At 61.2% G+C, this 26,017-nt stretch carries 20 protein-coding genes and 1 tRNA gene; 15 read left to right on the top strand and 6 right to left on the bottom strand.

What is annotated here, in order from left to right:
• Nucleotides 1–8: 8 nt before the first annotated feature.
• The 4 genes from Q4I12_RS11740 to Q4I12_RS11725 are packed head-to-tail and all read right to left on the bottom strand — an operon-like array spanning nt 9 to nt 6,471.
• On the bottom strand, nt 9–3,131 hold the full coding sequence (locus Q4I12_RS11740) for a virulence factor SrfB (protein WP_302261647.1): 3,123 nt from the start codon (nt 3,129–3,131) through the stop codon (nt 9–11).
• A gap of 2 nt (nt 3,132–3,133) precedes the next feature.
• Nucleotides 3,134–4,450 (bottom strand): SrfA family protein, encoded by a 1,317-nt coding sequence (locus tag Q4I12_RS11735; RefSeq protein WP_302261645.1) that lies wholly within the window; start codon nt 4,448–4,450, stop codon nt 3,134–3,136.
• Nucleotides 4,447–5,634: a S1 family peptidase gene (locus tag Q4I12_RS11730; RefSeq protein ID WP_302261644.1), complete on the bottom strand. Its 1,188-nt coding sequence runs from the start codon at nt 5,632–5,634 to the stop codon at nt 4,447–4,449. The genes Q4I12_RS11735 and Q4I12_RS11730 overlap by 4 nt, the downstream gene beginning before the upstream one ends.
• Before the next feature lie 57 nt (nt 5,635–5,691).
• Nucleotides 5,692–6,471, bottom strand: coding sequence for a YMGG-like glycine zipper-containing protein (locus Q4I12_RS11725; protein ID WP_204674882.1), 780 nt, complete (start codon nt 6,469–6,471; stop codon nt 5,692–5,694).
• Between the two features lie 180 nt (nt 6,472–6,651).
• On the opposite strand from Q4I12_RS11725, the gene Q4I12_RS11720 reads away from it, so the two are divergent.
• The 3 genes from Q4I12_RS11720 (at nt 6,652) to Q4I12_RS11710 (ending at nt 10,314) form a co-directional block, all read left to right on the top strand.
• Entirely contained in the window at nt 6,652–7,605 is a 954-nt protein-coding gene (locus Q4I12_RS11720; RefSeq protein ID WP_204674880.1) for a TAXI family TRAP transporter solute-binding subunit, read from the top strand.
• Between the two features lie 41 nt (nt 7,606–7,646).
• Nucleotides 7,647–8,159 (top strand): DUF1850 domain-containing protein, encoded by a 513-nt coding sequence (locus tag Q4I12_RS11715; RefSeq protein WP_239463912.1) that lies wholly within the window; start codon nt 7,647–7,649, stop codon nt 8,157–8,159.
• 88 nt (nt 8,160–8,247) lie between these two features.
• Nucleotides 8,248–10,314: a TRAP transporter permease gene (locus Q4I12_RS11710; RefSeq protein WP_168935932.1), complete on the top strand. Its 2,067-nt coding sequence runs from the start codon at nt 8,248–8,250 to the stop codon at nt 10,312–10,314.
• Nucleotides 10,315–10,512: 198 nt separating this feature from the next.
• Here the strand turns inward: Q4I12_RS11710 and Q4I12_RS11705 are convergent, their stop codons facing one another.
• The gene (locus Q4I12_RS11705) at nt 10,513–10,782 is read right to left on the bottom strand and encodes a hypothetical protein (RefSeq protein WP_204626058.1); all 270 of its coding nucleotides are present in this window, start codon (nt 10,780–10,782) and stop codon (nt 10,513–10,515) included.
• Between the two features lie 163 nt (nt 10,783–10,945).
• Between Q4I12_RS11705 and hslU the strand changes: the two genes are divergently transcribed.
• The 3 genes from hslU (at nt 10,946) to Q4I12_RS11690 (ending at nt 13,464) form a co-directional block, all read left to right on the top strand.
• Nucleotides 10,946–12,256, top strand: coding sequence for an ATP-dependent protease ATPase subunit HslU (gene hslU / locus Q4I12_RS11700; protein WP_302261640.1), 1,311 nt, complete (start codon nt 10,946–10,948; stop codon nt 12,254–12,256).
• Nucleotides 12,257–12,484: 228 nt separating this feature from the next.
• The gene (locus Q4I12_RS11695) at nt 12,485–13,285 is read left to right on the top strand and encodes an endonuclease (protein ID WP_168935930.1); all 801 of its coding nucleotides are present in this window, start codon (nt 12,485–12,487) and stop codon (nt 13,283–13,285) included.
• 92 nt (nt 13,286–13,377) lie between these two features.
• Nucleotides 13,378–13,464: transfer RNA gene (locus tag Q4I12_RS11690), tRNA-Leu, on the top strand.
• 1,038 nt (nt 13,465–14,502) lie between these two features.
• Here the strand turns inward: Q4I12_RS11690 and Q4I12_RS11685 are convergent.
• A complete protein-coding gene (locus Q4I12_RS11685; protein WP_302261639.1) occupies nt 14,503–14,985 on the bottom strand; it encodes a hypothetical protein in 483 nt (160 codons plus the stop codon).
• A 598-nt stretch (nt 14,986–15,583) separates the two neighbouring features.
• Here Q4I12_RS11685 and fdnG point away from each other — a divergent pair.
• The 9 genes from fdnG to Q4I12_RS11640 all read left to right on the top strand — a co-directional run bounded on the left by fdnG (nt 15,584) and on the right by Q4I12_RS11640 (nt 25,962).
• Nucleotides 15,584–18,625 carry a formate dehydrogenase-N subunit alpha gene (gene fdnG, locus Q4I12_RS11680; RefSeq protein ID WP_168936422.1) on the top strand — a complete coding sequence of 1,014 codons (3,042 nt, stop codon included), beginning with the start codon at nt 15,584–15,586 and terminating at the stop codon, nt 18,623–18,625.
• Between the two features lie 48 nt (nt 18,626–18,673).
• Nucleotides 18,674–19,333: a 4Fe-4S dicluster domain-containing protein gene (locus Q4I12_RS11675; protein WP_168936421.1), complete on the top strand. Its 660-nt coding sequence runs from the start codon at nt 18,674–18,676 to the stop codon at nt 19,331–19,333.
• Nucleotides 19,334–19,401: 68 nt separating this feature from the next.
• Entirely contained in the window at nt 19,402–20,361 is a 960-nt protein-coding gene (locus Q4I12_RS11670) for a formate dehydrogenase accessory protein FdhE (protein ID WP_302261638.1), read from the top strand.
• A gap of 77 nt (nt 20,362–20,438) precedes the next feature.
• A complete protein-coding gene (locus Q4I12_RS11665; RefSeq protein WP_168936419.1) occupies nt 20,439–20,819 on the top strand; it encodes a cytochrome c3 family protein in 381 nt (126 codons plus the stop codon).
• Nucleotides 20,820–21,133: 314 nt separating this feature from the next.
• Complete coding sequence (locus tag Q4I12_RS11660) at nt 21,134–21,709, top strand: FmdE family protein (RefSeq protein WP_239465054.1); 576 nt, start codon at nt 21,134–21,136, stop codon at nt 21,707–21,709.
• 65 nt (nt 21,710–21,774) lie between these two features.
• A complete protein-coding gene (locus Q4I12_RS11655; protein ID WP_302262112.1) occupies nt 21,775–23,112 on the top strand; it encodes a glycerate kinase type-2 family protein in 1,338 nt (445 codons plus the stop codon).
• Nucleotides 23,113–23,188: 76 nt separating this feature from the next.
• A complete protein-coding gene (locus Q4I12_RS11650; RefSeq protein WP_040369377.1) occupies nt 23,189–23,590 on the top strand; it encodes a Fur family transcriptional regulator in 402 nt (133 codons plus the stop codon).
• 54 nt (nt 23,591–23,644) lie between these two features.
• Nucleotides 23,645–23,833, top strand: coding sequence for a rubredoxin (locus Q4I12_RS11645; RefSeq protein ID WP_168936417.1), 189 nt, complete (start codon nt 23,645–23,647; stop codon nt 23,831–23,833).
• A gap of 416 nt (nt 23,834–24,249) precedes the next feature.
• Nucleotides 24,250–25,962: a potassium channel family protein gene (locus Q4I12_RS11640; protein WP_302261635.1), complete on the top strand. Its 1,713-nt coding sequence runs from the start codon at nt 24,250–24,252 to the stop codon at nt 25,960–25,962.
• The last annotated feature ends 55 nt before the right edge of the window (nt 25,963–26,017 follow it).

Genomic DNA, 26,017 nt, shown 5'->3' with positions numbered 1-26,017 from the left:
GTCCGTCGCTAGTTGGCGGCGTTCACGACGCCGGTATCCAGCCAGTAGCCTTCGTCCGTGGGCAGGGTCTGCAGACGGATCTCCAGATCCCGGGGCGAGACGAAGTTGCCGGCATTGTCCGTGATGGCGGTGATGCTGAATTCCCCTTCGCTGCGTTCTTCCCGCTCGCCGTTGCTGACGGGCATGTCCTCATCGTCCAGCATCTCGGCCACGTTGAGGGTGACGTCCACCTTGTAGGGCAGACGGCCCGAGGCGCGGGCGCGGGCGTCTTCACTGGCGAAGGTCAGCAGGTGGTAGCGGGTGGCGGGCCAGCGTTCGGCCCCCAGCTGGCGGTAGCCGATGCCGAGCTGGCCGTTGAAGGCCACGGTGCGGTTCAGCTCCACACCGCTTTTGGCGTCCACGTCCACCTTGAACCAGACCTTGGGGGCGCGCAACTGGGTATTGATGTCCAGCTCGCCGATATAGCGGGCGGTGGAGGTCAGACGCAGCGCGTTGGAATCGAAGGAGAAGCCTTCGATATGCCCTTCGGCCAGGGCGCAGAGGATGGCGCCCACGACCACGGTGGTCTTGGGGTCCTGGATACGGCCCAGCGTATCGGGGAAAGGATACCAGCTGCCCACATGATAGCGGCGCATGGGGATGATGCGGTCCGGCGGCACGGGCAGCTTGGCCATGACCGTGGAGGCGACCACCTTCCAGGCGCTGGGGCGGCCCGTCAGCAGCAGCATGTCGGTATCGTACAGGTGCACCAGCTCGCAGAGGGCCGAGAGCGTGGGGGCCAGGGTCCGCTGGATGGTGGCCTGGAGTTTTTGCGGGCTGATCGTGATGGGCACATCCATGATGGAAAAGTCATCCAGACCGGGCACCGTGTCGCGCACCAGGGCCGTCACGGCATCCAGGGTGGACTGCTGCGGGCGCAGGGCCAGGATGGCGGGGCGGAACGTGCCGTTCTCCGCCGGGGCCTCTTCTTCCCCGGTCCGGCCGTTTGCCGGGGCGTCGCCCACGGCAGGCTCGAAAAAGTCCCCCAGGGTGCAGGTCTGGTCCAGATGGACGTCGCTGTCCTGCTCGCACACGCGCAGCAAACCCAGGGCCACAGGCAGGGCCACCTGCCGTACCAGGCGGATACGGGTGTTGCGCTGCTCTTGCGACATGCCGATGGTATCGCGGCCGAAAAGCTGGGCCAGCAGCAGGCGCGGCTCCTGGACGCCCCGGGCCTGCAGGGCATCGGAAACGGCCGGGATGACGTGCTGGAGCACCACTTCGCGAGCCACTTCGTCACCGGCGATGTTGAAGCCGTCGCGGAACTCGGTATGCGGCACGATGCGGGCCGTGTCGCCCTCGCCGCTGGCCAGTTCGTAGGTGGTGATGGACAGGTCCGTGGTGCCGCCGCCGATGTCGATGGACGCGATGCGCACGCAGGGATGATCGCTGTAGCGGGCGCGCTTTTTGCCCATCAGGTGGAACAGGTGGTGGGCGTCCCCGTGCTGTTTGACGGTAAGCTCGTTGTAGAGCAGCACCAGCTGGGAGCAGCTGGCCTCGTCCCAGTCACAGCGCACCAGCGGGCTGGTGCGGTAATCCCCGGACCGGATCCTGTTCTGCTGCTGCGGCGGCACATACCACTCCGACCAGCCGAGGCCTTCCCAGATGACCTTGACGGCCCAGAGCACCCACCGCCGGAAGATGCGTTTTTCCGCCACGGGCATGGCCGTGGGTACGGTGAAGATGAGGCGGCGCAGACGCCGGGGCAGGTTGGGCAGCCGTCCCCGGGCACGGGTGGCGGGCGAATTGATGGTGATGAGCGTCTGGGTGAGGATCTCGCCCAGCATGAACATCATCAGCGAGGAGCGCGTGAACAGGGACTCGAACACCGGTTCGGGCTGCTGCTTCTTCAGGGAAGGGCTGCGGCGGAACAGGGGATCGTCAAAGCAGGAGAGCGGCGTGCCCTGCGGATTGAGCTGGCGGGCGAACAGGCCGCGGTTGACCATGGGCTCGGTGTTGCCGCTGGTGTTGTAGCGCCAGGTCTGCTGCCACGGACGCTCGTCCCACAGGTAGCGCTTGGGGCTGGACATGCCGGTGGTGCCTTCCGCGCAGACGGCCTGCGTGGCCAGACGTGCCGCCTCGGGACCGATGCGCACGGCCGAGGGCCAGGCAAAGGCCGGGGTCTGGCGGCCGGAGCGGCGGCTCAGGGTATCGTTTCCGAAGGTGGCGTCCACGAATTCCACCCGGGTCTCGAACGGATCGGCGTATTCCAGATCGGGCTGGCTCAAATCGCGCAGGCGCAGCACATAGCTCTGGTTGAGGTCGGTGCTGCACTGGGGCGGTGTCTCCACCAGGATGCCCGTGGTGCGGGAATTGCCGATGTCCAGGATCAGGTCCACGTCCACCGGCGTGTCCCGGGCAGGATTGATGACCTGCACGGCCACGTCCTTGACGGCCAGACGCACGATGTCCAGCCAGGTGAGATAGCTGGCCAGATGCTTGAGCACATAGGGGTCTTCCTCGCCCCAGGCCGCGCCGCGGCGCTTGCCCTGGTTGCGTGCCGTGTACAGTTCCAGCAGCCACTGGTCCACCCAGGCCTCGTTGAGGAACCAGGAATTGTCCCGCACATGGTGGGCCAGCATGAAGTGCCCGTGGGCGCCGACATCCTGGGGAGACAGGGCGTGATAGCGGTCCTCGCCGGCGGGGCGCTCTTCCACGGTGGTGTCGAAGATGATGACCACGCGCAGCATGTTCGGGTCCTTGCTGGAAGGCATGACCCGGGCCCGGGCCCAGTTGGAGGGGCCGCATTCGAAGCATTTGCCGCCGTCGGGCCAGCACTGTTCCAGCGTGCGCAGGAAGGGCACGGGCAACCACTGGCCGTCCCAGGTCTTGAGCTCTTTGGCGGCCTGCATGGAATAGGTGTCGCCCGTGTATTCCTTGCCGGTCAGCTGGTCGGTGAAGACGTTGTCGCGGTTCTCCAGACAGTGGAGGAAATGCGTATAGCGGCCGCCGCTGCCTTCTCCCTTGAGCTCTTCATAGAAATAGCGGACGTGCTTGCCCAGGGCTTCCAGCGGCAGGGCAAAGTCCAGGAACTGGGGACATCCGCCGGGGATGATGCTCACGGGCGAAAGGTAGTGGGGAATGACATCCATGCTTATTTCCTCTTGAAGTCAGCTTTCCAGCGCAGGTTGCGCTTGCTCTGTTCCACGCCCTGGCAGCGGGTGCTCTTGTCGTTGCCGGTGCACTGTACCTGCTGGGGCACATACTGGTTGCCCTTGGGGCAGGGGGCCGACCCGGCCCGCCAGACAAGGCGGTTGCCCTCGAACTTGGCCGTGGCCGGGCCGCTGCAGACCTGGCCGTTCTCTTCGCGCACGAAGCGCCGTCCCTGGCCCTTCTTGTCGAAGCAGTACTCGGCGATGATGGGCGTATTGGACGGATGCGAGAACAGGCCCGTATCGCTCTGCCAGCAGCCTTCCAGGAAGCTCAGGTCGTTCTTTTTGGCCGCATCGGCGGGGATGTTCAGATCCTCGTTCTTGCGGGGCTTGGGCTTCGGTTCGGGCTTGGGTTCAGGTTTGGGCTCAGGCTTGGGCTTCGGTTCCGGCTTGGGCTCGGGCGCAGGCTCGATGGGTTTGTCAGGCACCAGCTGGGGCGTGACCACTTCAGGATCGGGCTTTGGCGGCTCCGGCTTCGGTTCCGGCTTGGGCTGCGGCGGTTTGCAGAGCAGGGCTTTTTCCCGCAGCTGGCGCAGCAGCTCTTCCAGCTCGTTACGCTGCTTTTCCGCTGCCTGGGTGGCCTGATCGAGACGGGGATCGACCGCCGGTTTGAGGCAGGATGCGGGCAGGGGAGAGGGCAGGATGCCCAGGGCCGCCAGCAGCAGCCAGAGCAGGAGCAGGGCCAGCAGGAGCGGCAGCAGCCAGCCAAGGCAGCCGCTGCCGGCAGCGGCTACAGGCACGGCAGCCGCAGCCACGGGGGCCGCCGCGGCTGCCACGGGGATGGTGCCGCCCATACGGCTGAGATCCTGGGGCATGGCGCCGACGGCTCCCGGAGCAAAGCCCCAGTTCACCAGGACGGGCTGGCCGTCCACGGACCAGAGATCGTCTTCATGGGGGTGTTGCAGGACCAGGGCGAGCATCTGGCCGGCAAGGGCCTCGCGGCTTTGGGCGTCCTTTCCCCATTGTTCCGACAGCTGCAGGATGTCCCGGGCCAGTTCACCGGCGCGGGCCCGCAGGCGCTCCGCCTCTTCGGCAGGGAGCGCGCTCACCGGGGTGGCGGTCCCGTTCACGCAGGCGTACCAGTCGATGCGCTGTTGGCCGGGATCGTGCTGGGGCTCGGCGATGAGGGCCGCATGGGCCGGGCTCAGGTGCTGGGCGATGATGCTGCAGACCTGGGCGTGGCAGTCTGTGGCGAAGATGCCCTGGCTGGCCAGGGCGCGCATGGCGTTGCGCTGGCTGGTAAGCAGGAAAACGCTCATGGTCTCACCCCTTTCTGGCCATCGGCCTTTTCGTCTTGTGCCTGAGCGGCGGCAGGCGTTGCCGCGGCCTGGGAGAATCCGATGCCGATCTCCCGCAAATAGGCGGTGATGCTGCTGCCCACGATGGCGATGCTGGACTGGCGGTAGGAGGCATCATCGAGTTTGATGAAGGTATTGATGCCCACCACCTGGCCCTGTTCATTGACCAGAGGGCCGCCGCTGTTGCCTTGCGAGACCGTGGCCGTATGCACGACCAGCGGGGGGGTGCGTTCCAGGATGACGCTGACCACGCCTTCCGTATACACCACCTCGGGCACGGCGGAATCGTTGCCCTGCAGCAGGGCCATGAATTTGGGATCGTCGTTGGTCACGGCGCCGGGGAAGCCCCAGGCGCTGACACGCTGGGTACGTTCCACACCGGGGGCGAATTCCAGCGGCGTGATGGCCGCATCGGCAGGCAGCTCCAGCAGGGCGAAGTCCCGGCCGCCATCCGCGCTGCGATATCGCACGGTGGCCTGCAGGACACCGCCTGTGGCCTTGTTGATGAGGAAGGCCTGGCCGGCATTGCCCACCACATGGGCATTGCTCAGCACATGGCGGCGGGAGATGAAGAAGCCGGATCCCATGGACAGGCCCTGCGGCTGCCGGGCCAGCACGAGGACAGTGCCCTGTTCCAGCAGCCGGGCCATGCTGCCGGGACGGGCAGGGGCCTTTTGCGGCGTGACCGGCGTGCTTTGGGGCGCCACATCGGACGGGATCTGCAGGGGCTCGCCGGAGCGGCCGCCGGGCACAACGCCGGGGACGGCGTCAGGAGGGGGCGGCAGCTGCGCCAGTTTTTCCTTGATGACGCAGGGCTCTTCCTTGAGCAGGGCCCGCAGCTGGGCCAGATAGGCGTCCATCTCGGCATTTTGGGCCAGCTGGGCGTTCAGGGCGGCTTCCTGGGCCTGTTTTTCCGCTTCGGCGGCCTGCCATTGCTTCCAGAACAGCCAGCCGAGCAGGGCCAGGACCAGCAGGAACAGCACGATGCCCCAGAACAGGGGACGGCGGTACCAGGGAACAGGGACCGGGGCGCCCCGGGGGGCGTCCGGATTGCCGGAGGGATCTCCACCGCCGGCGGTGTGTGCGGTGTCGGCGGTATCGGGACGGGGGACATCAGCGGTGTTTTTGCCGGGATCGTCAGCCATGGGGGTATGCTCCGAAAAAAGGGCGCACTTCTCGTGGGAAAGAAGCGCGCCCTGCTGTTACAGCATCAGATTGTTGACGGTCTGCTCGTACGTGGCCAGACGCATGTCCACGTCCTGGCGGGTACTTTCCAGCTCGCGGCGGGAATTGTTCCAGGCCTTCTTTTCCTTGCGGGGGGCCTGCTGGCGTTGGGAGACCTGCCCCTTGGCCTGAGCCTGGGCCAGGGTCTTCTGGTATTCGGCATCACGCTCAATGACATGGTCGGAGGTGAGCTTCAGGATGCGGGACGTTTCTTCGAGACCGCTGCGGATCTCCATGTAGCGGTCCTGGAAATCCTGCCGGGTGATGGCCCCGGCCTTGTACTGGGCCGCGGCCTTCTTGAACTGTTCGTCATAGCAGCGGGCCGAAAGACGGGCGGCGGCAGTGGCGCGATCCATGCCTGCGCTGTCCTCGCCCAGTTGGGCGGCATAGCTGGCCAGCAGCCTGCGGTCGTTCTCCCGCTGCTGGGACTTGCCGTAGATGTTCCCGCCCACGGCGCCCGCCGCACCACCGGCCACGGCACCGGCCAGGGCGCCTTCCACCTTGCCGGTGGCCAGGCCGCCGATGAGGGCACCCAGCAGGGCGCCGCCAGCGGCGCCTCCCGCCGTGCTGTTGGTGACCCTGTCTTCATCGGCCCGCAGCTGGGCCACAGGGGAGTAGCACTGGGGATAATAGTTGACTTGTGTCGTCTGCGCGCCGTATTTGCTGGCGCAGCCGCCGAGCAGGGCGATGCACGCCACTGTCACGACCAGAAGTCTGAGATGACGCTTGACCATGTGGATCTCCTTGGCTGGATGCATGGTGTCTCGCTCTTTCCATAATATGCCTTTGCCGGGGAGCAAGTCAAATAGCGAGCCCTGACGGAAGGTACGGGGCACGGCTGATTTGCCCTTTTTGCATATTTGGTGTATACTCAGTGATGGTAGTGAGAACGCCATTTTAGTGGATGCGTTCTGTAACCTCTTTTCGGGAGAAGCCTTATGAAAAAAGTTCTCAGTCTTGTCCTGGCCGCTGGTCTGCTGCTGGCCGCCTCGCTGGCCAATGCCGACACCAAACGCCTGACCCTGGCCACCGGCGGGACCTCCGGGGTGTACTTCCCCCTGGGCGGTGCCATTGCCCAGGTGATCACCAACAAGAGCGGCGGCGCCATCTCCGTGACGGCCCAGGCTACCGGTGCTTCCGGTGAGAACATGCGTCTGGTCCAGGCTGGTGACGTGGACTTCGCCATGGTGCAGAACGACGTCGCCGACTCCGCCTTCAACGGCCTGGCTCCCTTCCGCAGCAAGCTGGACAATGTGCGCGTCATCGGCCGCCTGTATCCTGAATACCTGCATGTGGTGGCCAGCAAGGACAGCGGCGTGAAGGCTCTCGAAGATTTCAAGGGCAAGAAGGTCTCCGTGGGTGCCCGCGGCAGCGGCAACGAAGTGAACTGCCGCCAGATCTTCGGCTTCTACGGCCTGGATTACAAGAACATCGAGCCCATCTTCCTGCCCTACGGTGAAACTGCCGACCAGTTCAAGGACCGTCAGGTGGACGGCTTCGTGTTCACCATCGGTACGCCCAACCCTGCCATCCAGGACATCACCACCGCTCAGGAAGTGGTCTTCGTGCCCCTGGCCGGCCAGAAGGTCGACGAGATCGTCAAGAAGTTCCCCTACCTGGTGAAGGACTCCATCCCGGCCGGTACCTACCTGGGCCAGAAGGACGCCGTGCCCACCCTGTCCGTGCAGTGCATCCTGGTGGCCAACAAGAACATGCCTGACGACGTGGCCTACACCCTGACCAAGACTCTGTATGACAACCTGCCCGACGTGGCCAAGGCTCATAACAAGGGTGCCGAGATCTCTCTGGAGCACGCCGCTGACGGTGTGACCATCCCCTTCCATCCTGGTGCTATCAAGTACTTCAAGGAAAAGGGCCTGGACATCAAGTAGGCTGAGTTCTCAGGCAACAATCAGTTGATTCGGGAATTATGATGATGCGGCGCAATACCATTGCTTTTTTGCTGGTCATGCTGGTCTGTATGACAGGCGTGCTGTGGGTTGCGCCGCATCTTTTTTCCAGTGTGCAGGCGCAGGACGTGCAACGCCTGGTGCTGCGCGACAGCAGCGGCAGGGAACTTTTCAGCCGGCCCGCACCGGACGGCAGCGAGTTTGCCATTCGTTACAGGCATTCCGTCGCTCTGAGTCCGGTGGAGGACTGGTTCAGTGTCAGCGGGGGCTGCATTTATCTGGAAAAAACGGTTTATCAGGATTTCGGGGCCGGACTGCCGCATCAGCCGGGCCCGGGACAGCGGATGTATACGGAAAACGGAAAAGTTGTCATCAGCGGCTATCATATGGCCCTGCCTTCCTTTGATGTGCGCGTGGGACGTGTGGCGAACCACACCCTGCTGCTGCCTGAAGAGGGCGGGGGACAAAAGGAGATCCCGCTGAATTCCCTGCTGGAACCGGGACAAGCCATTACCCTTACAGTCGTTTTACCCTGATAATTTTTGGACATTGACTTGGCGTGAAAGGACACGCCCGCATACTTACACAGGACATGAGAGGATGAGCCACGAAAAAAGAATGCATATGATCGATGAACAAGGGGCAGGGGGATTTGCCCTGGAAGAAGGCCACAAACTGGATTCCAGTGCTGTGGAGAAGATCCAGGAGACCGTGGACGTCTCCGAGATCGTTGCCAAGTACGACAAGGAATCCGTTTACCGCTCCTTCAAGGGGTGGCTCGATATTTTTATCAAGATCCTTTGTATCGCCTTTTCCGCTTTTCATCTGTACACGGCCGCCACGACGCCCTTTGCGCCCCAGATCCAGCGCGCGGTGCATCTGGGCTTTGTGCTGACCCTGATTTATCTGCTGTATCCTGCCCGCGCCACGGGCAACATGAACAAGCTGGCCTGGTATGACGCCATCCTGGCCATCGCCGGGGCCGTGGTCTGCGGCTACATCGTCTGGCAGTATGACATCATCGTGCTGGATGCCGGTCCGGCCACCGAGCTGGACTTCATCATGGGCTGTGCGTCCATCCTGCTGGTGCTGGAGGCGACCCGCCGTATCGTGGGCATCCCCATCACCCTGGTGGCCGTGGTCTTCCTGCTGTACGCCAAGTTCGGCAACCTGATCCCCGGCATGCTGGGGCATCCCGGTTTCTCCGTGCAGCGTATCGTCTCGCACATGTATCTGACCACGGAAGGCCTGTTCGGCATGCCTCTGGGCGTGTCGGCCTCCTTCGTCTTCCTGTTCATCCTGTTCGGTGCCTTCCTGCACAGCACCGGTCTGGGCAAGTTCTTCATCGACCTGGCCCTGGCCGCTGCCGGCCGCTACGTGGGCGGCCCCGCCAAGGTAGCCGTGCTGGCCAGTGGTTTCTTCGGTACCATTTCCGGTTCTTCCGTGGCCAATACGGTGTCCACGGGTACCTTCACCATCCCGCTCATGAAGAGCGTGGGCTATCGCGGTGCCTTTGCCGGCGCCGTGGAAGCCGCCTCGTCCACCGGTGGCCAGATCATGCCGCCCATCATGGGGGCTGCGGCCTTCATCATGGCCCAGTTCCTGGGCGTCGGTTACGTGGAGATCGCCAAGGCGGCCCTGGTGCCCGCCCTGCTGTATTACCTGGCCGTGGGCTTCATGGTGCACATGGAAGCCAAGCGCCTGGGCCTCAAGGGCATCCCCAAGGAACGCCTGCCCCGCACCTGGGTGGTGCTGCGTCAGGGCGGTTACCTGCTGATCCCCATCATCGTGCTGATCTACATGCTGATGCAGGGCTACACGCCGCTCAAGGCCGCCTACTACTGCATCGTGACCACCGTGGTCATTTCTCTGGTGGCGGAAAACTGGAAGACCTGGCATGGTGCCCGTTACAGCAATGAAAATGTGATGAGCGCTCTGGCCCAGACCAACTTCCTGTCCCTCAAGGGCGTCCTGCAGGCCATGGAAAACGGTGGTCGTCTGGCCCTGGGTGTGGCTGCCGCCTGCGCCTGCACCGGCTTCGTCATCGGCGTGGTGACCCTGACCGGTCTTGGCCTGAAGCTGGCCAACGCCATCCTGACCATCTCGGCCGACAGCTTTGCCCTGACCCTGCTGCTGACCATGCTGGCCTCCATCGTTCTGGGCATGGGCCTGCCCACCACGGCCAAGTACATCGTGCTGGCCACCATCGCGGCCCCGGCCATCATGCACTTTGGCGTGCCTGCCATGGCAGCGCACCTCTTCATCCTGTACTTCGGCATCCTGGCCGACCTGACGCCCCCTGTGGCACTGGCCGCCTACGCCGCGGCAGGGATTGCGCGATCAGAGCCGAACGCCACAGGCTTCATGGCGGTCAAGCTGGCTTTGGCCGGCTTCCTGATCCCCTACATCTTCTGTTACAACCCCGGCCTGCTGATGATCGGTGCCTCCGGTTGGGAAGTGCTCTTCTACGCTTCCACCGCGGCGCTGGGCATCGCCAGCCTGTCCTTTGCCAGCGTGGGTTACTGGCTGCGTAACCTCTACTGGTGGGAGCGCCTGATCCTGCTGGCGGGCGCCATCACCCTGATCACTCCTGGCGCCATTACCGACGCCATCGGTTGCGGCCTGCTGGTCGTGATCTACATCAGCCAGAAGATGCTGACCTCGGGCCCTGTGAGCAAGACTGCAGGATAAGGGCTGCGATAAAGCAGACAACAAAAAAGGCCGGTTCATCCGGCCTTTTTTGTTGTTGTCGTCTGCCGATATCGTGTTGAGGTAAGGAAAGGACAGCTACGGCTGCCATGCGCTATGCTCAAACAGCCAGCCCTGAAGGAAGCATAAGGCCGGTACGGTGCGTCTGGAATGCCGGAGCGGCTGAGAGGGAGCTCCTTTTCAATGTCTGTCGTCTTGTCTTTTTTCTTTTGGATCCCGTCCCGGCATCAGGCACCAGACGGCGAGGCCCCCCAGGGCGAACAAGGTCAGGTCCCGGTGAGGGAAGGCTGCCAGCGCCAGAAGTATCAGGATGCCCAGCAGGCATAACCGGCAGGCGCCGCGCACCGCCATACGCAGGAGTAGAAGGAGGGCGGCTATGCCCAGCAGGGGCGGCAGCCAGTCCAGCTCCGGAGGCAGAGGAGGAAGATGGAAGATATGGGGAAGGTGCATGGGCCACGATAGGAAAAAAGCAGGTTCTCGACAATGGGGCCATTGTCAGAGGAAAAATCATGCTCATATATAAGGAGGTATGACTGCCGGAAAAAATCGTCGGACCGCCTGCACTGGCTGGCCGACTGGAAAATAGAGCGTCGAAGGACGCGCAGGAGATGCAATGAGCACACTCACCCCGCGTGAAATCGTGGCAGAACTGGATAAATTTGTGGTGGGACAGGAACAGGCCAAGCGCATGGTCGCTGTTGCTGTCCGTAACCGCTGGCGTCGTCAGCATCTTCCTGAGGAGCTGCGTGATGAGGTCGCTCCCAAGAACATCATCATGATGGGCCCCACCGGTGTGGGCAAAACTGAGATAGCCCGCCGTCTGGCAAAGCTGAGCGGAGCTCCCTTCATCAAGGTCGAGGCCACCAAGTTCACGGAAGTGGGCTATGTGGGCCGCGATGTGGAATCCATGGTGCGCGATCTTATGGAGATCGGCATCAACCTTGTGCGGGAAGAAGAAAATGCCCGGGTCCGGGCCGCTGCCGAAGCTGCCGCCGAGTCCCGTCTGCTGGATCTGCTGCTGCCCAATTCCTTTGGCGGGGACCGCAACGATACCCGCGAAAAACTGCGCCAGCAGTTCCGCCTTGGCTTCATGGATGACCGCGAAGTGGAAGTCGAAGTGACCGAGCAGCCTGCCCAGGGCATGGACATGTTCGCCATCCCCGGCATGGAACAGATGGGCAACCAGGTGCGGGACATGTTCAGCAAGGCCTTCCCGCCGCGCCGCAACCGTCGCAAGATGAAGGTCCGCGAGGCCTATAACGTGCTGATCCAGGAAGAATCCGGCAAACTGGTGGATCAGGAAGCTCTGGTGGACAAGGCTCGCGAGCGCGTGGAGCAGATGGGCATCATCTTCATCGACGAGATCGACAAGATCGCCAGCTCTTCCCAGAACCGCATGTCCGACATCTCGCGCGAAGGCGTGCAGCGTGACCTGCTGCCCATCGTGGAAGGCTCGGCGGTCAACACCAAGTACGGCATGGTGCGCACGGATCATATCCTGTTCATCGCAGCCGGGGCTTTCCATTTCAGCAAGCCTTCCGACATGATCCCCGAACTGCAGGGACGTTTCCCCCTGCGAGTGGAACTCAATGCCCTGGGCAAGGATGAATTCCTGCGCATCCTGACGGAACCCCATAATGCCCTGACGCGGCAGTATGCGGCCCTGCTGGGGACAGAGCAGATACGCCTGCAGTTCTCGGAAGACGGCATCGAAGAGATCGCCGCTTTTGCGGAAGAGATCAATGCCACCAGCGAGAACATCGGTGCCCGCCGCCTGTACACCATCATGGAAAAGATCCTGGCGGACATCTCTTTTGACGCGCCGGACATGCCCGGTGCGCAGATCGTGGTCAACCGGGCCTATGTGCAGGAACACCTGCGCGATGTCCGGGAAGATCAGGATCTGAGCCAGTATATCTTGTAATTATCTGATCCCGTTGCCCCGCAGGGGCAGGACAGGGAAGGGCCCGTCGCTCGCGATGGGCCCTTTTTTATTGATATTTTGCCGGGGTCTTTTTTTACGAGGAGGGTGTCTTGAAAAATAGATATAGATAATATTATATAGCCTCAAAAAACTGTCTGCAGATTTCACCTTCTGGAAGGGACGTGCCCCATAGGCAGGCCATATGCGGACATTTTGCGAGGTATCGCCATGAAGAGGATCGTGTGGTTGCTGTGGGCATTGCTGCTGGTACTGCCTGCTCAGGGCTGGGCAGCGGGCAATATGCAAAACGAGAGTTTTGCCAAAGCCAAACGGCTGCTGGAGCAGAAAGTTTACTATGATCACCGTCAGACGCTCTATTGCGGGGCTGCTTTCGATGAACACAAGCAGATCCGGCTGCCGCGGGGATTCACGGCAGACAAGCACCGGAAGCGCTCCTCACGGGTAGAGTGGGAGCACGTTGTCCCTGCCGAAAATTTCGGCAGGGCATTCCCGGAGTGGCGGGAAGGTCATGCCCTTTGCGTGGATCGTAAGGGCAAAGCCTTCAAAGGACGGGCGTGCGCGGAAAAGGTCAATGCCGATTACCGTCGCATGCAGGCCGACATGTATAACCTGTACCCTGCCATAGGTTCGGTCAATGCGGTACGCTCCAACAAAAATTTCCAGATGCTGGGGCCTGACGTCCCTTCGGCCTTTGGTTCCTGCCCCATGAAGATCAGCGGCAACAAGGTGGAGCCGCCGGAGCGGGCACGCGGGCAGATCGCACGCTCCAGCCTGTATATGGCTGACAGTTATGGCGAGCATTATCGTCTGAGCCGTCAGCAACAGCAGCTCATGCAGGCCTGGGCGCGACAATATCCCGTGGACGCCTGGGAGTGCCGTCGGGCAAGCCGCATCGAGCGCCTGCAGGGCAATGAGAACAGGTTCGTCAAGGAGTCCTGCTTGTCTGCGGGCCTTTGGCCGGAGCAGGAGACAGCGTTTTTTCTGGAAGACGCTGAAGGCATTTTTTGAAGAAATGCAGGCAACAGGACGCAAAAAACTTGACGAAGGCACCTATCGCCTGTAATCTCTAAAAGCTTTGTGGGCTTCTGGCCTGCGGCTATGCCGGGATGGTGGAATTGGTAAACGCAACGGACTCAAAATCCGTCGGTGGCAACACCTTGCGAGTTCGAGTCTCGCTCCCGGTACCATAAAAAAGATCAAGGGTTTACGGTTCGTCCGTGAACCCTTTTTTTGTGCCAAAATTCCAGGCCTAAGTCCGTGCGCATACATTTGCGGGAATGGATGGGCCGGGCACCCTGCGGCGCACGGAGTGCAAGATGAAGGAGACGTTCAACCAGACCTCCTTCCGTCTGGGCGGTTTTGACCTCACGCCCAGCTGTCACCTGCAAGAGCGGCTTCAGGTAGGCCCAAGCTCGTATCAGACGCAAAAAGCCCCCGTTCCGTAGTGGAGCGGGGACTTTTGTATGCCGCATGTAACCTCCAGCTTAGGAGGCGGTCTGCAATTCCGTTTCGGATGACTGGCACCGGCATGACGGACTCAACGTCCCGTCATTGCACACGACGCGTCCTTGATAGCACTGCCCGGATACGCCCCCATGCCACGAGCAGCAGCCACGCTGGGCACTCAGGATCCCTGCCAGCGGGTCGTCATCTCTGTACGAGAGATCGGAGCCACATTGCGCGGGCTGGGGTTGAGGCATGTCCCCTGCTTCTTCCGCCCATGCCGGCAGAGCAAAGAGCATCCCTGACAGGGCTACTGCACCCAGGATCTTCCAATACATCGTTTTCATCTCCCCCTCCTTTTGCCGCCCCGCCTGCTGGCAGGACTGCCTTTGTGAAAGCTGATGAGCAGCTTTTAAATATAGATTATTAGATATATTGTCACGCAAACTTTGGTGGGACAACGGGGCTGGGGGAGGGAGAAGGGCAATGAGGCAGGAAAAAGAAAAAGAGGGGAGCCCTTTCCATTCCGGACAGGGCTCGATGGAGAAAAATTGAAAGGACGCAAGATGCCCGCATACCGCAGAAACGATATGCAGATATTCTTATCTATTTGATATAAAAATATTTTTATACGGACTCAAAATCCGCCTGTGGAACACCTTGACCAAGGCGAAAGAAAGCCCGCTTTTTTTGAACATCTGGTATGTGTTCAAACATAAATAACGGCCCTCGTCCTGTCGGGACGGGGGCCGTTGTTCGTGCAAAGCTGGGGAGTGCAGCGGCTAGAAATCAGTGGGGAAGAGCTTGCTGTCGGCAGGCTTGAGATTGTCCTTCAGCATCTTCTTACCGGCATCGAGGGAAGCGCCCATGATGGTGATGACGCTGCCGAGCTTGCCGTTGGCACTGAAATAGCTGACGCCCCTGACCTGCTCTTTGGAGAATTCTCCCACATAGGAATCGCCGAAAGCCACAGGTTCGGAGGTCGTGAAACCGGCAGCCTTCATATTGGCAATGGTCTGAATCGCGAGATCTTTGGCGGAAAGCGGGACAGGCGTGACAGCCACAGTGATGACGGTCTGTTCGGCGGCGTTCTGGAGGATGGCCATGGTCGCGCCCTGGGCAGACTGCACAGGCTGGGGTTGCGTCCAGCCGGAGGGAAGGTTCAGCGTAAAGTGGTCGGTCTTTACTTCATCAGCCAGTGCTGCGGATGCGCAAAGAAGGATACCCAGGAGACAGGTTGCCGTAAGCGTCAGGACTTTCTGCATATGATCCTCCCTAAGAGTTTGAAAAAGGCTAAACGTTTCTTGGTAGATAGGCAACAGGCAGAAGAGCGTCCCCGGGGGCGTTTTGGGGGAGCAGGCTGTCCGGATGAATATGACATCTAAAATAGGGAGACCTTGCTGGTCGCCCGCTGGGGACGTGCCCTCACGCTCTGGTACGGGTCTTACAGAGAACATGCCTGGATCGCTTACTTGTTTCTGCATGCGGGACGGGCAGCCTATCCGTGGGAGACCACAAGAGGGCTCACCTCATGCTTTTTTAAGGAAAGATGGCAGGTCCGCGCGAAGTTGGCCTTGCCGGTTGTTCCTGTTTGTCTCGCAAATTCGCAACGAAGGAAGGATCTTATCCGGGCAGACTTCCGGGGTGAGCGGATGCTTTTGTCCCGTTTTGAACAACGTTGTTTATTTGTCGTATCCCCTTGCTAAGTTTTTGTTTCGGTGCTACGGTTTCATAAAATATTTTTTGTGGGGCGCCTTGTTTCAGGAACGCTTCACAGAAAAAACGTGCCGGAGCTCGCAGCCCTCAGGCAAGCACTCCCTCCGGCATGTTCCCTGTTTCATCCTGACCCAGGAGAGGAAGCCTATGAGCTACACACGAAGGGGATTCCTGAAACTGGCAGGCGTGAGTGCACTCTGTCTCTCGCTCAGCCAGTTCGGTTTCAACCTCGGCGAGGCCCAGGCCTATGCCGGGAGTCTCAAGATAGAAGGCGCGAAGGAAGTCATCACGATCTGTCCGTTCTGCGCTGTCTGCTGTCAGGTCATCGCTTACGTGCGCGACGGCAAGCTCGTCAGTACGGAAGGCGACCCTGACTTCCCTGTCAACGAAGGTGCCTTGTGTGCCAAGGGCGCAGCCCTGTTCTCCATGTACACGAACCCGCACCGCCTCACCAAGCCTTTGTACCGGGCGCCCTACAGTGAAAAGTGGGAAGAGAAGGACTGGGGATGGATGCTGGAAAAGATCGCCCGTCGCGTGAAGGATACGCGTGACAAGGATCTTATCCTCAAAAACAGCAAGGGCCAGACGGTCAACCGTCTGGAAAGCATTTTCATGATGGGCACCTCGCATGCCTCCAACGAGGAATGCGCCGTTATCCATCAAGCCATGCGCGGCCTGGGTGTTGTCCAGATGGACCACCAGGCCCGGGTCTGACACAGCCCCACTGTTGCGGCTCTGGCAGAGTCGTTCGGACGCGGTGCTATGACCAACCACTGGATCGACATCAAGAATGCCGACGTGGTTCTTATTATCGGCAGCAATGCCGCTGAACATCATCCTGTTTCGTTCAAATGGATCATGCGGGCCAAGGACAACGGTGCGGCGCTTATCCACGTCGACCCCAAGTTCTCCCGTACGTCCGCCCGTTGCGATTATCATGTGCCGCTGCGCTCCGGTACGGATATCGCGTTCCTGGGCGGTATGGTCAACTATATCCTGGAATCGAACAGCTATTTCCACGATTACGTCGTCAACTATACCAACGCCTCGTTCATCGTCGGCAAGGGCTATGACTTCAAGGATGGCCTTTTCAGCGGCTATGACGCCAAGGCGCGCAAGTATGACCAGAGCAAGTGGGGCTTTGAAAAGGGCCCGGACGGCGCTCCGCTGCGTGACGCCACGCTGAAGCACGAACGCTGCGTCTTCAACCTGATGAAGAAGCACTATTCGCGTTACACCCTGAAGAACGTCTCCGACATCACGGGTGTTTCCGAAGAGAACCTGCTCAAGGTCTACAAGCAGTTCTGTGCCACCGGCAAGCCGGACAAGGCCGGCACCATCCTGTATGCCCTGGGCTGGACCCAGCATACCGTGGGTGTGCAGAACATCCGCTGCTCCACGCTGGTGCAGCTGCTGCTGGGCAACATCGGTGTGGCCGGCGGCGGCATCAACGCCCTGCGTGGCGAGCCCAACGTGCAGGGCTCCACGGACCATGCCCTGCTGTACCATGTGCTGCCCGGCTATATCGGCCTGCCGCTGGCTCCCTGGCAGACCCTGGCCCAGTTCAACAAGGCCAATACCCCGGTCACCAAGATCCCCAACAGTGCCAACTGGTGGGGCAACCGGCCCAAGTACTTCGCCAGCCTGCTCAAGGGCTGGTACGGTGAAGAGGCGAAACCGGAAAATGATTTCTGCTACGGCCTGCTGCCCAAGGGCGAGCCCGGAGCGGACTACTCGTACATGTATGTCATGGACAAGATGTACCAGGGCAAGATCAAGGGTGGTTTTGTCTTCGGCGTCAACCCCATGAACAGCTTCCCCAACACCAACAAGATGCGCAAGGCTCTGGACAATCTGGACTGGATGGTCTGCGCCGAGCTGCATAATTCCGAAACCACGGACAACTGGCACCGTCCCGGCGTCGACCCCAAGAAGATGAAGACCGAAGTCTTCCTGTTGCCGTCGGCGCATCGTGTGGAAAAGGCCGGTACCATCAGCAACAGCGGCCGCTGGCTGCTGTGGTTCGACAAGGCCGTGGAACCCGCCGGTGAAGCCCGCAACTTCGCCGACATGTTCGTGCCGCTGATCAACAAGCTGCGCGAGCTGTACAAGGCCGAGGGCGGCAAGCTGCCCGAAGCTCTGCTGAAGATGAACTGGCCCGAAAAGTACGACCCCGAAGAATGGACCCGCCGCATCAACGGCTTCTTCTGGGCCGATACCAAGATCGGCAACCGCCTGTACAAGAAGGGCGACCTGGTCCCGGCGTTCGGCAACCTGCAGGCCGACGGCTCTACCTCGTCTCTCAACTGGCTGTATACCGGCAGCTATACGGAGGATGAAGGCAACAAGTCCAAGCGGCGCGACCCGACCCAGACGCCCATGCAGGCCGCCATCGGCCTGTATCCCAACTGGTCGTGGTGCTGGCCGGTCAACCGGCGCATCCTGTACAACCGCGCTTCCGTGGACCTGAACGGCAAGCCCTACAACCCCAAGAAGGCCGTTATCGAATGGGACGGCAAGAAGTGGGTGGGCGATGTGCCGGACGGCCCCTGGGCGCCGCAGGCCGATACCAAGAACGGCAAGCTGGCCTACATCATGACGACGGACGGTTACGCCCAGCTGTACGGCCCCGGCCGTCTGGACGGCCCATTCCCCGAGCATTACGAACCGGCGGAAACGCCCGTGGCGCAGCATCCCTTCTCCAAGCAGTTGAGCAGCCCGGTCTACAAGTTCCATACCAGTGATATGGACAAACTGGCCAAGGCTGCCGATCCCAAGTATCCCATCGTGCTGACGACCTACAGCATGACGGAACACTGGTGTGGCGGCGGTGAGACCCGCAACGTGCCCAACCTGCTTGAAGCCGAGCCCCAGCTCTACGTGGAGATGAGCCCCGAGCTGGCCAAGGAAAAGGGTATCGCCAACGGTGACGGCGTGATCGTGGAAAGCGCCCGCGGCAGGGTGGAAGCCATTGCCATGGTGACGGTCCGCATCCGTCCGTTCAAGGTCATGGGCAAGACAGTCCATCTGATCGGTATGCCCTTTGCTTATGGCTGGACGACGCCGAAATGCGGCGACTCCACCAACCGTCTGACCATTGTGGCCTGTGACCCCAACACGACCATCCCCGAAGCGAAGGCCTGTTGTGTGAACATCCGCAAGGCGGACAAGTTGACGGAAATTGCTTAACCAGCACCGGGCGTGCCCTTCGGGGCACGCCCCCCAAGGAGCAAAGATATGCCGAAAGCATTTTTAGTCGATACCACACGCTGCACGGCATGCCGCGGCTGTCAGCTTGCCTGCAAGGAATGGCACGATCTGCCCGCCAACGAGACCAAGCAGCGGGGGAGCCATCAGAATCCGCCGGATCTGAACCCCAACAACTACAAGATCGTTCGTTTCCACGAGCATCTGGACAAGCAGGGCAATGTGGTCTGGAACTTCTTCCCGGACCAGTGCCGCCACTGCGTCACGCCCATCTGCGTGGACGTGGCCGACATGGCCGTGCCCGGCGCCATGATCAAGGATCCCAAGACCGGTGCCGTGCTGGTGACCGACAAGATCAAAAAGCTCAGCGAGCAGGACATGGCAGACGTCATCCATGCCTGTCCGTACAATATCCCCAGGTATGACAAGGTCAAAAAGACCCTTGCCAAGTGCGACATGTGCGCCGACCGCGTCGCTGCCGGGATGCTGCCCGCCTGCGTCAAGACCTGCCCCACCGGGGCCATGGCCTTTGGCGAACGGGACGAGATCCTGGCCCTTGCCAAAAAGCGGCTGGAGGTCGTCAAAAAGACTCATCCCAAGGCATTCCTGGCAGATCCTGACGAAGTCAGCGTGATCTACCTGCTTGCGGAGGAAGCCGAGTTTTATCACGAATACGCGACCTTCGGCTAAATGTCGTTGCCTTCTCCCCGTTCCCACCCTCTCTCCGAAGCCCGCAGGCTTCGTTAGCCGGAGTATCCATGGCCGCATCCTGTCAAAGCGTGGAAGAAACCGTCAGCGGTATCCTTGCCCGCCGTCCTGTCCTGTCCCCTGTCCTGCAAGCCTTTGCCCCGCTGCTGGCTGCCCGGGCCGCGCTGCCCGAACAGCTCAAGCCCCTGCTGGAATCTGCCGGCATCCGTCTGCCCGAGATGCAGCGTGAGCGGGCCGCACAGGGCTATCCGCTGCTGGCGGAGATGCCGCTTGCCGGTATCGGGACAGCCCTCAGGGCCGCAGCCGAGACCCTGATCCCGCTGCTTGCGGTCCAGGATGTGGTCAGGCCGCATGAGGCGAAGCTGCGGGCGTTCTTCCTGGATGCTGCACAGGGGCCTGAGGCTCCGGTGGCCCTGGCGGAAGCCGTGCTCAATGAGACGGCCGAGAGTGCCGAAAGCGTGGGAAAGATAGCGGCGCATCTGGATATCCCTGTGCAGGTGCTGCTGTTCGCGTTCAGCTTTATGCTGGGGCCTGCCCTGCGGGCCCTGGTGGAGCTGTCGCCGCACGGGAACGGGAAGGAGGCTCCCTGGAACGTGGAAGGTGCCTGGCGGCAGGGCTATTGTCCTGTCTGCGGATCCGGGCCTTCCATAGCGTATCTGGACCGGCCTGTTTTTGATGAGAAAAACGCGTTCCTGGCGGGCGGTGGCGGCAAAAAGCACCTCCACTGTTCGCTGTGCGGCACGGACTGGACCTTCCGCCGCGGGGCTTGTCCCTTCTGCGGCGAAGAAGGGGCAGGTGTCATGGAGATCCTGAAAGAAGCGGGGAATGCCCTGGGCGAGCGCCTGGACTGGTGCACCCGCTGCAAGACCTACTGCCCGGCGGTGGACTTGCGCGAGCGCGATACGACGCCCGATCTGGACGTCCTGGCGCTGGGGATGCTCCATATGGATATGGTCGCGGCCAAAAAAGGCCTGCAGCCCATCCATCCCGCTTTCTGGAACACGTTTTAGCACGAGCTGCCGTGGCTGCCTTGCGGCCAGCGGTCACTACGAGGTAACGCATGAAACGAGCGCTCATTGCGATATGTATGCTGTCATTGATCGGCGGCGCGGCCACCTGGGCCGTGGCTGGCGACGCCAAGGCTCCGGACAAGCCCATCGAGCTCAAGAGCTCGGAGCATAAAAAGATGTGGGTGAAGTTCAACCACGCTACCCATGAGAGCGTGGAGTGCGACGTCTGTCATCACGCGGCCCCCTCTGATGCCAAGGATGCCTATGTGTCCTGTGGCGCAAGCGAGGAATGCCACTCCCTGAAGGGGACGCGGGAGCGTGATCCCCAGAGCCTGTTCTGGGCGTATCATACCAAGAATTCCGAGCGTTCCTGCTATGGCTGCCATACGGCCATGCTGGGACCGGGCTGCCGTCCGTGCCACATGCCTCCCCAGGGCGGCGGAGCCGAAGGAAAGTAAGTCACAGTCTGTCTGCTGCCCCGCAGGGAGAGATCCTGCGGGGCAGTTTTTTCTGGAGCCCGGACGGTTGCCGGGTGCGGGTATGCGCGCTTGATCGTTCCTTTTCGGAAGGTTTTCCCGGCCCACGCAGTTTACAGGGCTGCAACAAGCGGGTATCTTTATACAATAGGTCCTTCGGCACGGCAGGCGGCCTGTCCGGTGTCTTTGCGTGCCTGGACTTTCGGATTTTGGCCTTTCCCGAAAGGCCGGAGAGGAAGCCCGCGGATGGTCGGGCAATATGCGGAAGAGCCGCAGGATTTTCAATGGAGACACGCATGCGGATCGGAAAGTGGGATCACGATGCCTTTGTGGCCGTGGTAAAGGATTTTCATGGCCATGTGGCCCCCGGGGTCATCATCGGCGGATATATGGTGGAAATGGCACGGCGTACCCTGCCGGAAGGCATCCTGTACGACGCCGTTTCGGAAACGGTCCAGTGTCTCCCGGATGCCATCCAGCTGCTGACCCCCTGCACGGTGGGCAACGGCTGGTTGAAGGTCTATCATTTTGGTATTTATGCCCTTTCTCTGTATGACAAATATACGGGGGAAGGGACGCGCGTCCGTCTCAACGTGGAGGCCCTGGATGCCTATCCGCATGTGCGGGCCTGGTTCCTCAAGGAAAAGCCCAAGCGTGAGCAGGAACCGGAACTGCTGCGTGAAGAGATCCGCACGGCCGGCATGGACCTGCTCCAGGCCGCCCCTGTGCGTATCCATCCTGACTTTTTGGTGAAGAAGGGGAAAGGCGTCGTGCGTCGTTGTCCGCGCTGCGGGGAATGGTATCCGGCCGTGCTGGGCGATCTGTGCCGTCGCTGCCAGGGGGATGGCCCCTATCTTGCCGGAAAGGAATAGCCCTGTCGTTCCGGGCCCACGGAAAGCATACCGCCGTGGGCCTTTTCTTTTCAGGAGAGATCGTGATGGAACTGGAAGCCCGCAAAGCCGTTCTGTATTCCATTTTTGATGCCGGGGTGCGGGCTGTGGCTCCCGATGCGGCCCTGATGCGTCATGTCTGTCTGGAAGGCGACAGCCTGCTTGTGGACGGGAAACGCTGGCCGCTGCCGCGCCGGGGCCGTTTGCTGGTGCTGGGAGCCGGCAAAGGGGTCGCGCCCATGGGCGCTGCCGTGGAAGAGCTGCTGGGAGATCGCATCCATAGCGGGCTGCTGGTGGTCAAGTACGGTCACGGTCTGCCGTTACGGCAGATCACCCAGGTGGAGGCCGCCCATCCTGTCCCGGACGCGGCAGGCGCAGCAGCCACACAGGCATTGCTGGAGCTGGCCGCCGGGACGACGGCAGACGATCTTGTCCTCTGTCTGCTCACAGGCGGGGCCAGTGCCCTGACGCCGGCCCCGGTGCCCGGCGTCACTCTGGAAGACATGCAGCAGGTGACGGAGCTGCTGCTGCGCAGCGGCGCGACCATCGCGGAACTCAATGCCGTCAGGAAGCATCTGTCCCGTTTCAGCGGTGGCCAGCTGGCCCGGACGGCTGCTCCGGCCGGGGTGGTGAGCGTGATCGTTTCCGACGTGGTGGGGGACGCTCTGGATGTCATCGCCTCAGGTCCCACAGCGCCGGATGCTTCGACGTTTGCGGACTGCATGGACATCCTTGCCCGCTACGAGCTGGCACCGGCCATGCCGCCTGCTGTCCTGGATCATCTTCAAAAAGGCTGTCTGCGTCAGGATGCCGAGACGCCCAAGCCGGGGGATGCCTTGTTCCGGCATGTGCAGAATGCCCTGGTCGCCACCAACCGGCAGGCCCTGGATGCGGCGGCGGAGCAGGCCCGGCAGCAGGGCTTCCGTCCTGTCATCCTGACGGACAAAATGGTGGGGGAAGCCCGGGAGCAGGCGGCCCTGCTGGTGGCGCAGGCCCGGCGGATGGCGGCCGAACTGCCGGCGGATGCACAGCCTCTCTGCCTGCTGGCCGGTGGTGAGACGACGGTGACGCTCCGCGGCGGGGGCAGGGGAGGGCGCAATCAGGAAATGGCGCTGGCAGCCAGCCTGGCCTTGCAGGACTGCCCGCATGTCTGCGCCCTGTTTGCCGGTACGGACGGCACCGATGGCCCTACGGACGCTGCCGGAGGATGCGCCTGGGCCGGGAATCTGGCTGTGACGGGGATGGAGCAGGCACGTCATGCCCTGGAAGAAAACGATAGTTATCCGATACTTCACCATTGCGGTGCCCTGCTGCGTACCGGTCCCACACGGACGAATGTGATGGATCTGGCCGTGCTGCTGGTCTGGCCGGAAAAGGCTCAGTAAAAGTTTTTTCTTTGCGGTCATAGCTTGACAATGACAGGTTTAAATAGTAATGTTTATTAAATACTTGGAGTTTGCTATGGCCCAACCACAGACCAGAATGACTAGGCAACGTGCTGTCATCCTTGAAGAACTGAGAAAAGTCAAAACACACCCCACAGCGGATGAACTGTACAGCATCGTTCGTGAGCGCCTGCCCCGCATCAGCCTCGGCACGGTATACCGCAACCTCGATTTCCTGGCGGATACCGGCGAGATACGCAGGCTCGAAGCGGCAGGAACGACAAAACGGTTCGATGGCGATATTTCCTGGCATCAGCATGTGCGCTGCATCCATTGCGGGCGCATAGGTGATGTCATGCAACCCCTGCCTGTACCCTCTGTGGCAGGCATGCAGGTAGAAGGCTTTTATTCCATCGTCGATTCCCGTGTGGAATTTGACGGTATTTGTGAAGCCTGCGCCGCCAAGGGCTTGAAGTAAGCACACGCTTCCGGGACGGACTTTGTCCGTCCCGATCCCTCAAAGGAGATTGTTATGGCTGAAGCTCAGGACATGTGGCGTTGCCAGATGGTGAATTGCGGTTATGTCTACGACCCGGATCGTGGCGACAGACGCCACAAGATCCCTGCCGGTACCAAATTTGAGGACCTTCCCGATGACTGGCGCTGTCCGGTCTGTGGCGCGGCAAAGAAAAGTTTCCGTCGCCTCTCGGAAGAAAATTAGCATTCAGGCAAGGACGCCCTTCGGGGCGTCTTTTTTATGATGGCTGTAACTGTACCGTGCAGGCACGGAGTAAAAGACACCCGGTATGCGGGTGTCTTTTTTATGGGCAAGCATTATGCACGCCGGGTTCGCATCATAACAACCCCGTCCAGTGCCGCTGGCCGCTGCCGCCGGATGTTGGCCTGGCAGAAGGATACCGGAGGGCAGGGGAAACAGCTTCTCTGCCTTGCGCAGGGGACAGGAGCATGGTTCTTCTGTCCGCATCTGCCAAACATCTTCTCCCGTCCGGCATCCGTTGTCCTGCCCGGGCAGGGCGGTAAAGAGATGCTTGCGTAGCCTGACTGTTTTGGTATCTTCAAAAAATACCTTGTTTCAGCAACAGACTGGTGCGCATGAAATATCTACCATCACAGATCATGACTTTTTTGCACGAGCGCGGCGCAAAGCACAATATGATCGTGCTGCGGCGCTTTTTCATTACCCTGTGCATCATGATCGCCGCTTACAGCGTCATCTTCCACTGGCTCATGGAATATGAAGGGAAGGAACATTCCTGGATCACCGGGGTCTACTGGACGCTGACGGTCATGTCCACGCTCGGTTTTGGGGACATCACTTTTTCCTCGGATCCGGGCCGCATCTTTTCCATCGTCGTGCTCATGTCGGGCGTGATCTTTTTCCTGATCATGATGCCCTTCACCTTCATCCAGCATTTTTACATGCCGTGGCTGGAAAGCCAGAAAAAGGACATGGTGCCGCGCCGTCTGCCCGCCGGGATCAGGGGGCATGTGCTGATCGCCGGAAGCGGCCCCATCACCCTCAACCTGGCCGACGACCTGGCGCGCCATGGTATCCGGCGTGTGCTGCTGTGCAATGATCCCCAGACCGGTCTGGACCTGCTCGACCAGGGCTATGAAGTGGCTGCCGGTGACCATGACGACGTGAAGACCTACCAGAAATTGCACGCCGATACGGCCGCCATGCTGGTGGTCATGGATACGGACATCCGCAGTACCAACATCGTCTTCTCGGCCCGTGAAGCCGCGCCCCAGGTGGTCATCGCCGCGGGGGTGGAAAATCCCGATGCGACGGACATCCTGCGCCTGGCAGGATGCAACAGGGTGTTCCAGTTCCATAATGTGCTGGGTGAGGCCATGGCCCGACGGGTGGTCCGCTCGTCCCAGCGGGCCAGCATCATGGGCCGCTTCGGCCGTCTGGTGGTGGCGGAAGCCCCGGTGATGCACAGCAGTCTGGCCGGCAAGACCCTGCTGGACTGCAGCCTGCGCGAACGGACGGGCATCAACGTGGTCGGCGTCTGGGATCGCGGCGCTTTCCAACTGCCCGGGCCGCATACCATGTTCACGGAAAGCAGCGTGCTGGTGGTGGCCGGTACGGAAAAACAGGTGCGGACGTTCGACCGCCTGATCAGCGAGCCGGAAAAGGCAGAGATGGAGAACGTGCCCGTGGTCATTCTGGGCGGCGGCAGGGTGGGCCTTGCCGTGGCGCGGAACCTGGCACGCCGCAAGATCCCTGCGGTGATCGTGGACCGGCAGCCGCACATCAATTCCGGCGCCATCCCCCATGCGCACGGGGATGCCGCGGATCTTGCCGTTCTGGAAAAGGCCGGCATCCGCAAGACGCGCACCATCATCATCACCACCCATGACGATGACGCCAATATCTATCTGACCATCTACAGCCGTCGTCTGCGGCCGGATGCCCAGATCCTCTGCCGTGCCTCGCTGGACCGTAACGTCAACGGCCTGCACAGCGCCGGTGCGGACCAGGTGCTTTCCCTGGCTTCGCTGGTGAGCAACAGCATCATCAATCTGCTGGCTCCGGACAAGATGATGATGCTGAATGAGCGCCTGCTCGTCTTCCGCTATACCATCCGCGGACAGCTGCAGGGCAAGAGCCTGATGGAATGCGGCATCCGCAACAAGACCAAGTGCAGTGTGCTGGCCGTGCGCGACAATACCGGCACCATGCACGTCAACCCTGATCCGGGCTATATCTTCGCTCTGGGGGATGCCCTTTATCTCATCGGCGACTCTGAGGCCGAGGAGCGCTTCCGCGAACGTTACGGCATCGACAGCAATCTGGCCTGTGCCGATGCTGATTTGAGCTGAGGCATCGCAGCGGCCCAGGGATTCACAGCCGCAGTATGCAGCCATCCGCCATCAC

Origin of the sequence: Desulfovibrio piger (assembly GCF_951793255.1) — a bacterium.
GTDB lineage: Bacteria > Desulfobacterota > Desulfovibrionia > Desulfovibrionales > Desulfovibrionaceae > Desulfovibrio.
This window is presented reverse-complemented; position numbering and strand designations above follow the sequence as displayed.

Coding starts and splice junctions, on each gene's coding strand:
- Q4I12_RS11740 (WP_302261647.1), bottom strand. CDS start 3,131: ATGGATGTCATTCCCCACTACCTTTCGCCCGTGAGCATCATCCCCGGC.
- Q4I12_RS11735 (WP_302261645.1), bottom strand. CDS start 4,450: ATGAGCGTTTTCCTGCTTACCAGCCAGCGCAACGCCATGCGCGCCCTG.
- Q4I12_RS11730 (WP_302261644.1), bottom strand. CDS start 5,634: ATGGCTGACGATCCCGGCAAAAACACCGCTGATGTCCCCCGTCCCGAT.
- Q4I12_RS11725 (WP_204674882.1), bottom strand. CDS start 6,471: ATGCATCCAGCCAAGGAGATCCACATGGTCAAGCGTCATCTCAGACTT.
- Q4I12_RS11720 (WP_204674880.1), top strand. CDS start 6,652: ATGAAAAAAGTTCTCAGTCTTGTCCTGGCCGCTGGTCTGCTGCTGGCC.
- Q4I12_RS11715 (WP_239463912.1), top strand. CDS start 7,647: ATGATGCGGCGCAATACCATTGCTTTTTTGCTGGTCATGCTGGTCTGT.
- Q4I12_RS11710 (WP_168935932.1), top strand. CDS start 8,248: ATGATCGATGAACAAGGGGCAGGGGGATTTGCCCTGGAAGAAGGCCAC.
- Q4I12_RS11705 (WP_204626058.1), bottom strand. CDS start 10,782: ATGCACCTTCCCCATATCTTCCATCTTCCTCCTCTGCCTCCGGAGCTG.
- hslU (WP_302261640.1), top strand. CDS start 10,946: ATGAGCACACTCACCCCGCGTGAAATCGTGGCAGAACTGGATAAATTT.
- Q4I12_RS11695 (WP_168935930.1), top strand. CDS start 12,485: ATGAAGAGGATCGTGTGGTTGCTGTGGGCATTGCTGCTGGTACTGCCT.
- Q4I12_RS11685 (WP_302261639.1), bottom strand. CDS start 14,985: ATGCAGAAAGTCCTGACGCTTACGGCAACCTGTCTCCTGGGTATCCTT.
- Q4I12_RS11675 (WP_168936421.1), top strand. CDS start 18,674: ATGCCGAAAGCATTTTTAGTCGATACCACACGCTGCACGGCATGCCGC.
- Q4I12_RS11670 (WP_302261638.1), top strand. CDS start 19,402: ATGGCCGCATCCTGTCAAAGCGTGGAAGAAACCGTCAGCGGTATCCTT.
- Q4I12_RS11665 (WP_168936419.1), top strand. CDS start 20,439: ATGCTGTCATTGATCGGCGGCGCGGCCACCTGGGCCGTGGCTGGCGAC.
- Q4I12_RS11660 (WP_239465054.1), top strand. CDS start 21,134: ATGCGGATCGGAAAGTGGGATCACGATGCCTTTGTGGCCGTGGTAAAG.
- Q4I12_RS11655 (WP_302262112.1), top strand. CDS start 21,775: ATGGAACTGGAAGCCCGCAAAGCCGTTCTGTATTCCATTTTTGATGCC.
- Q4I12_RS11650 (WP_040369377.1), top strand. CDS start 23,189: ATGGCCCAACCACAGACCAGAATGACTAGGCAACGTGCTGTCATCCTT.
- Q4I12_RS11645 (WP_168936417.1), top strand. CDS start 23,645: ATGGCTGAAGCTCAGGACATGTGGCGTTGCCAGATGGTGAATTGCGGT.
- Q4I12_RS11640 (WP_302261635.1), top strand. CDS start 24,250: ATGACTTTTTTGCACGAGCGCGGCGCAAAGCACAATATGATCGTGCTG.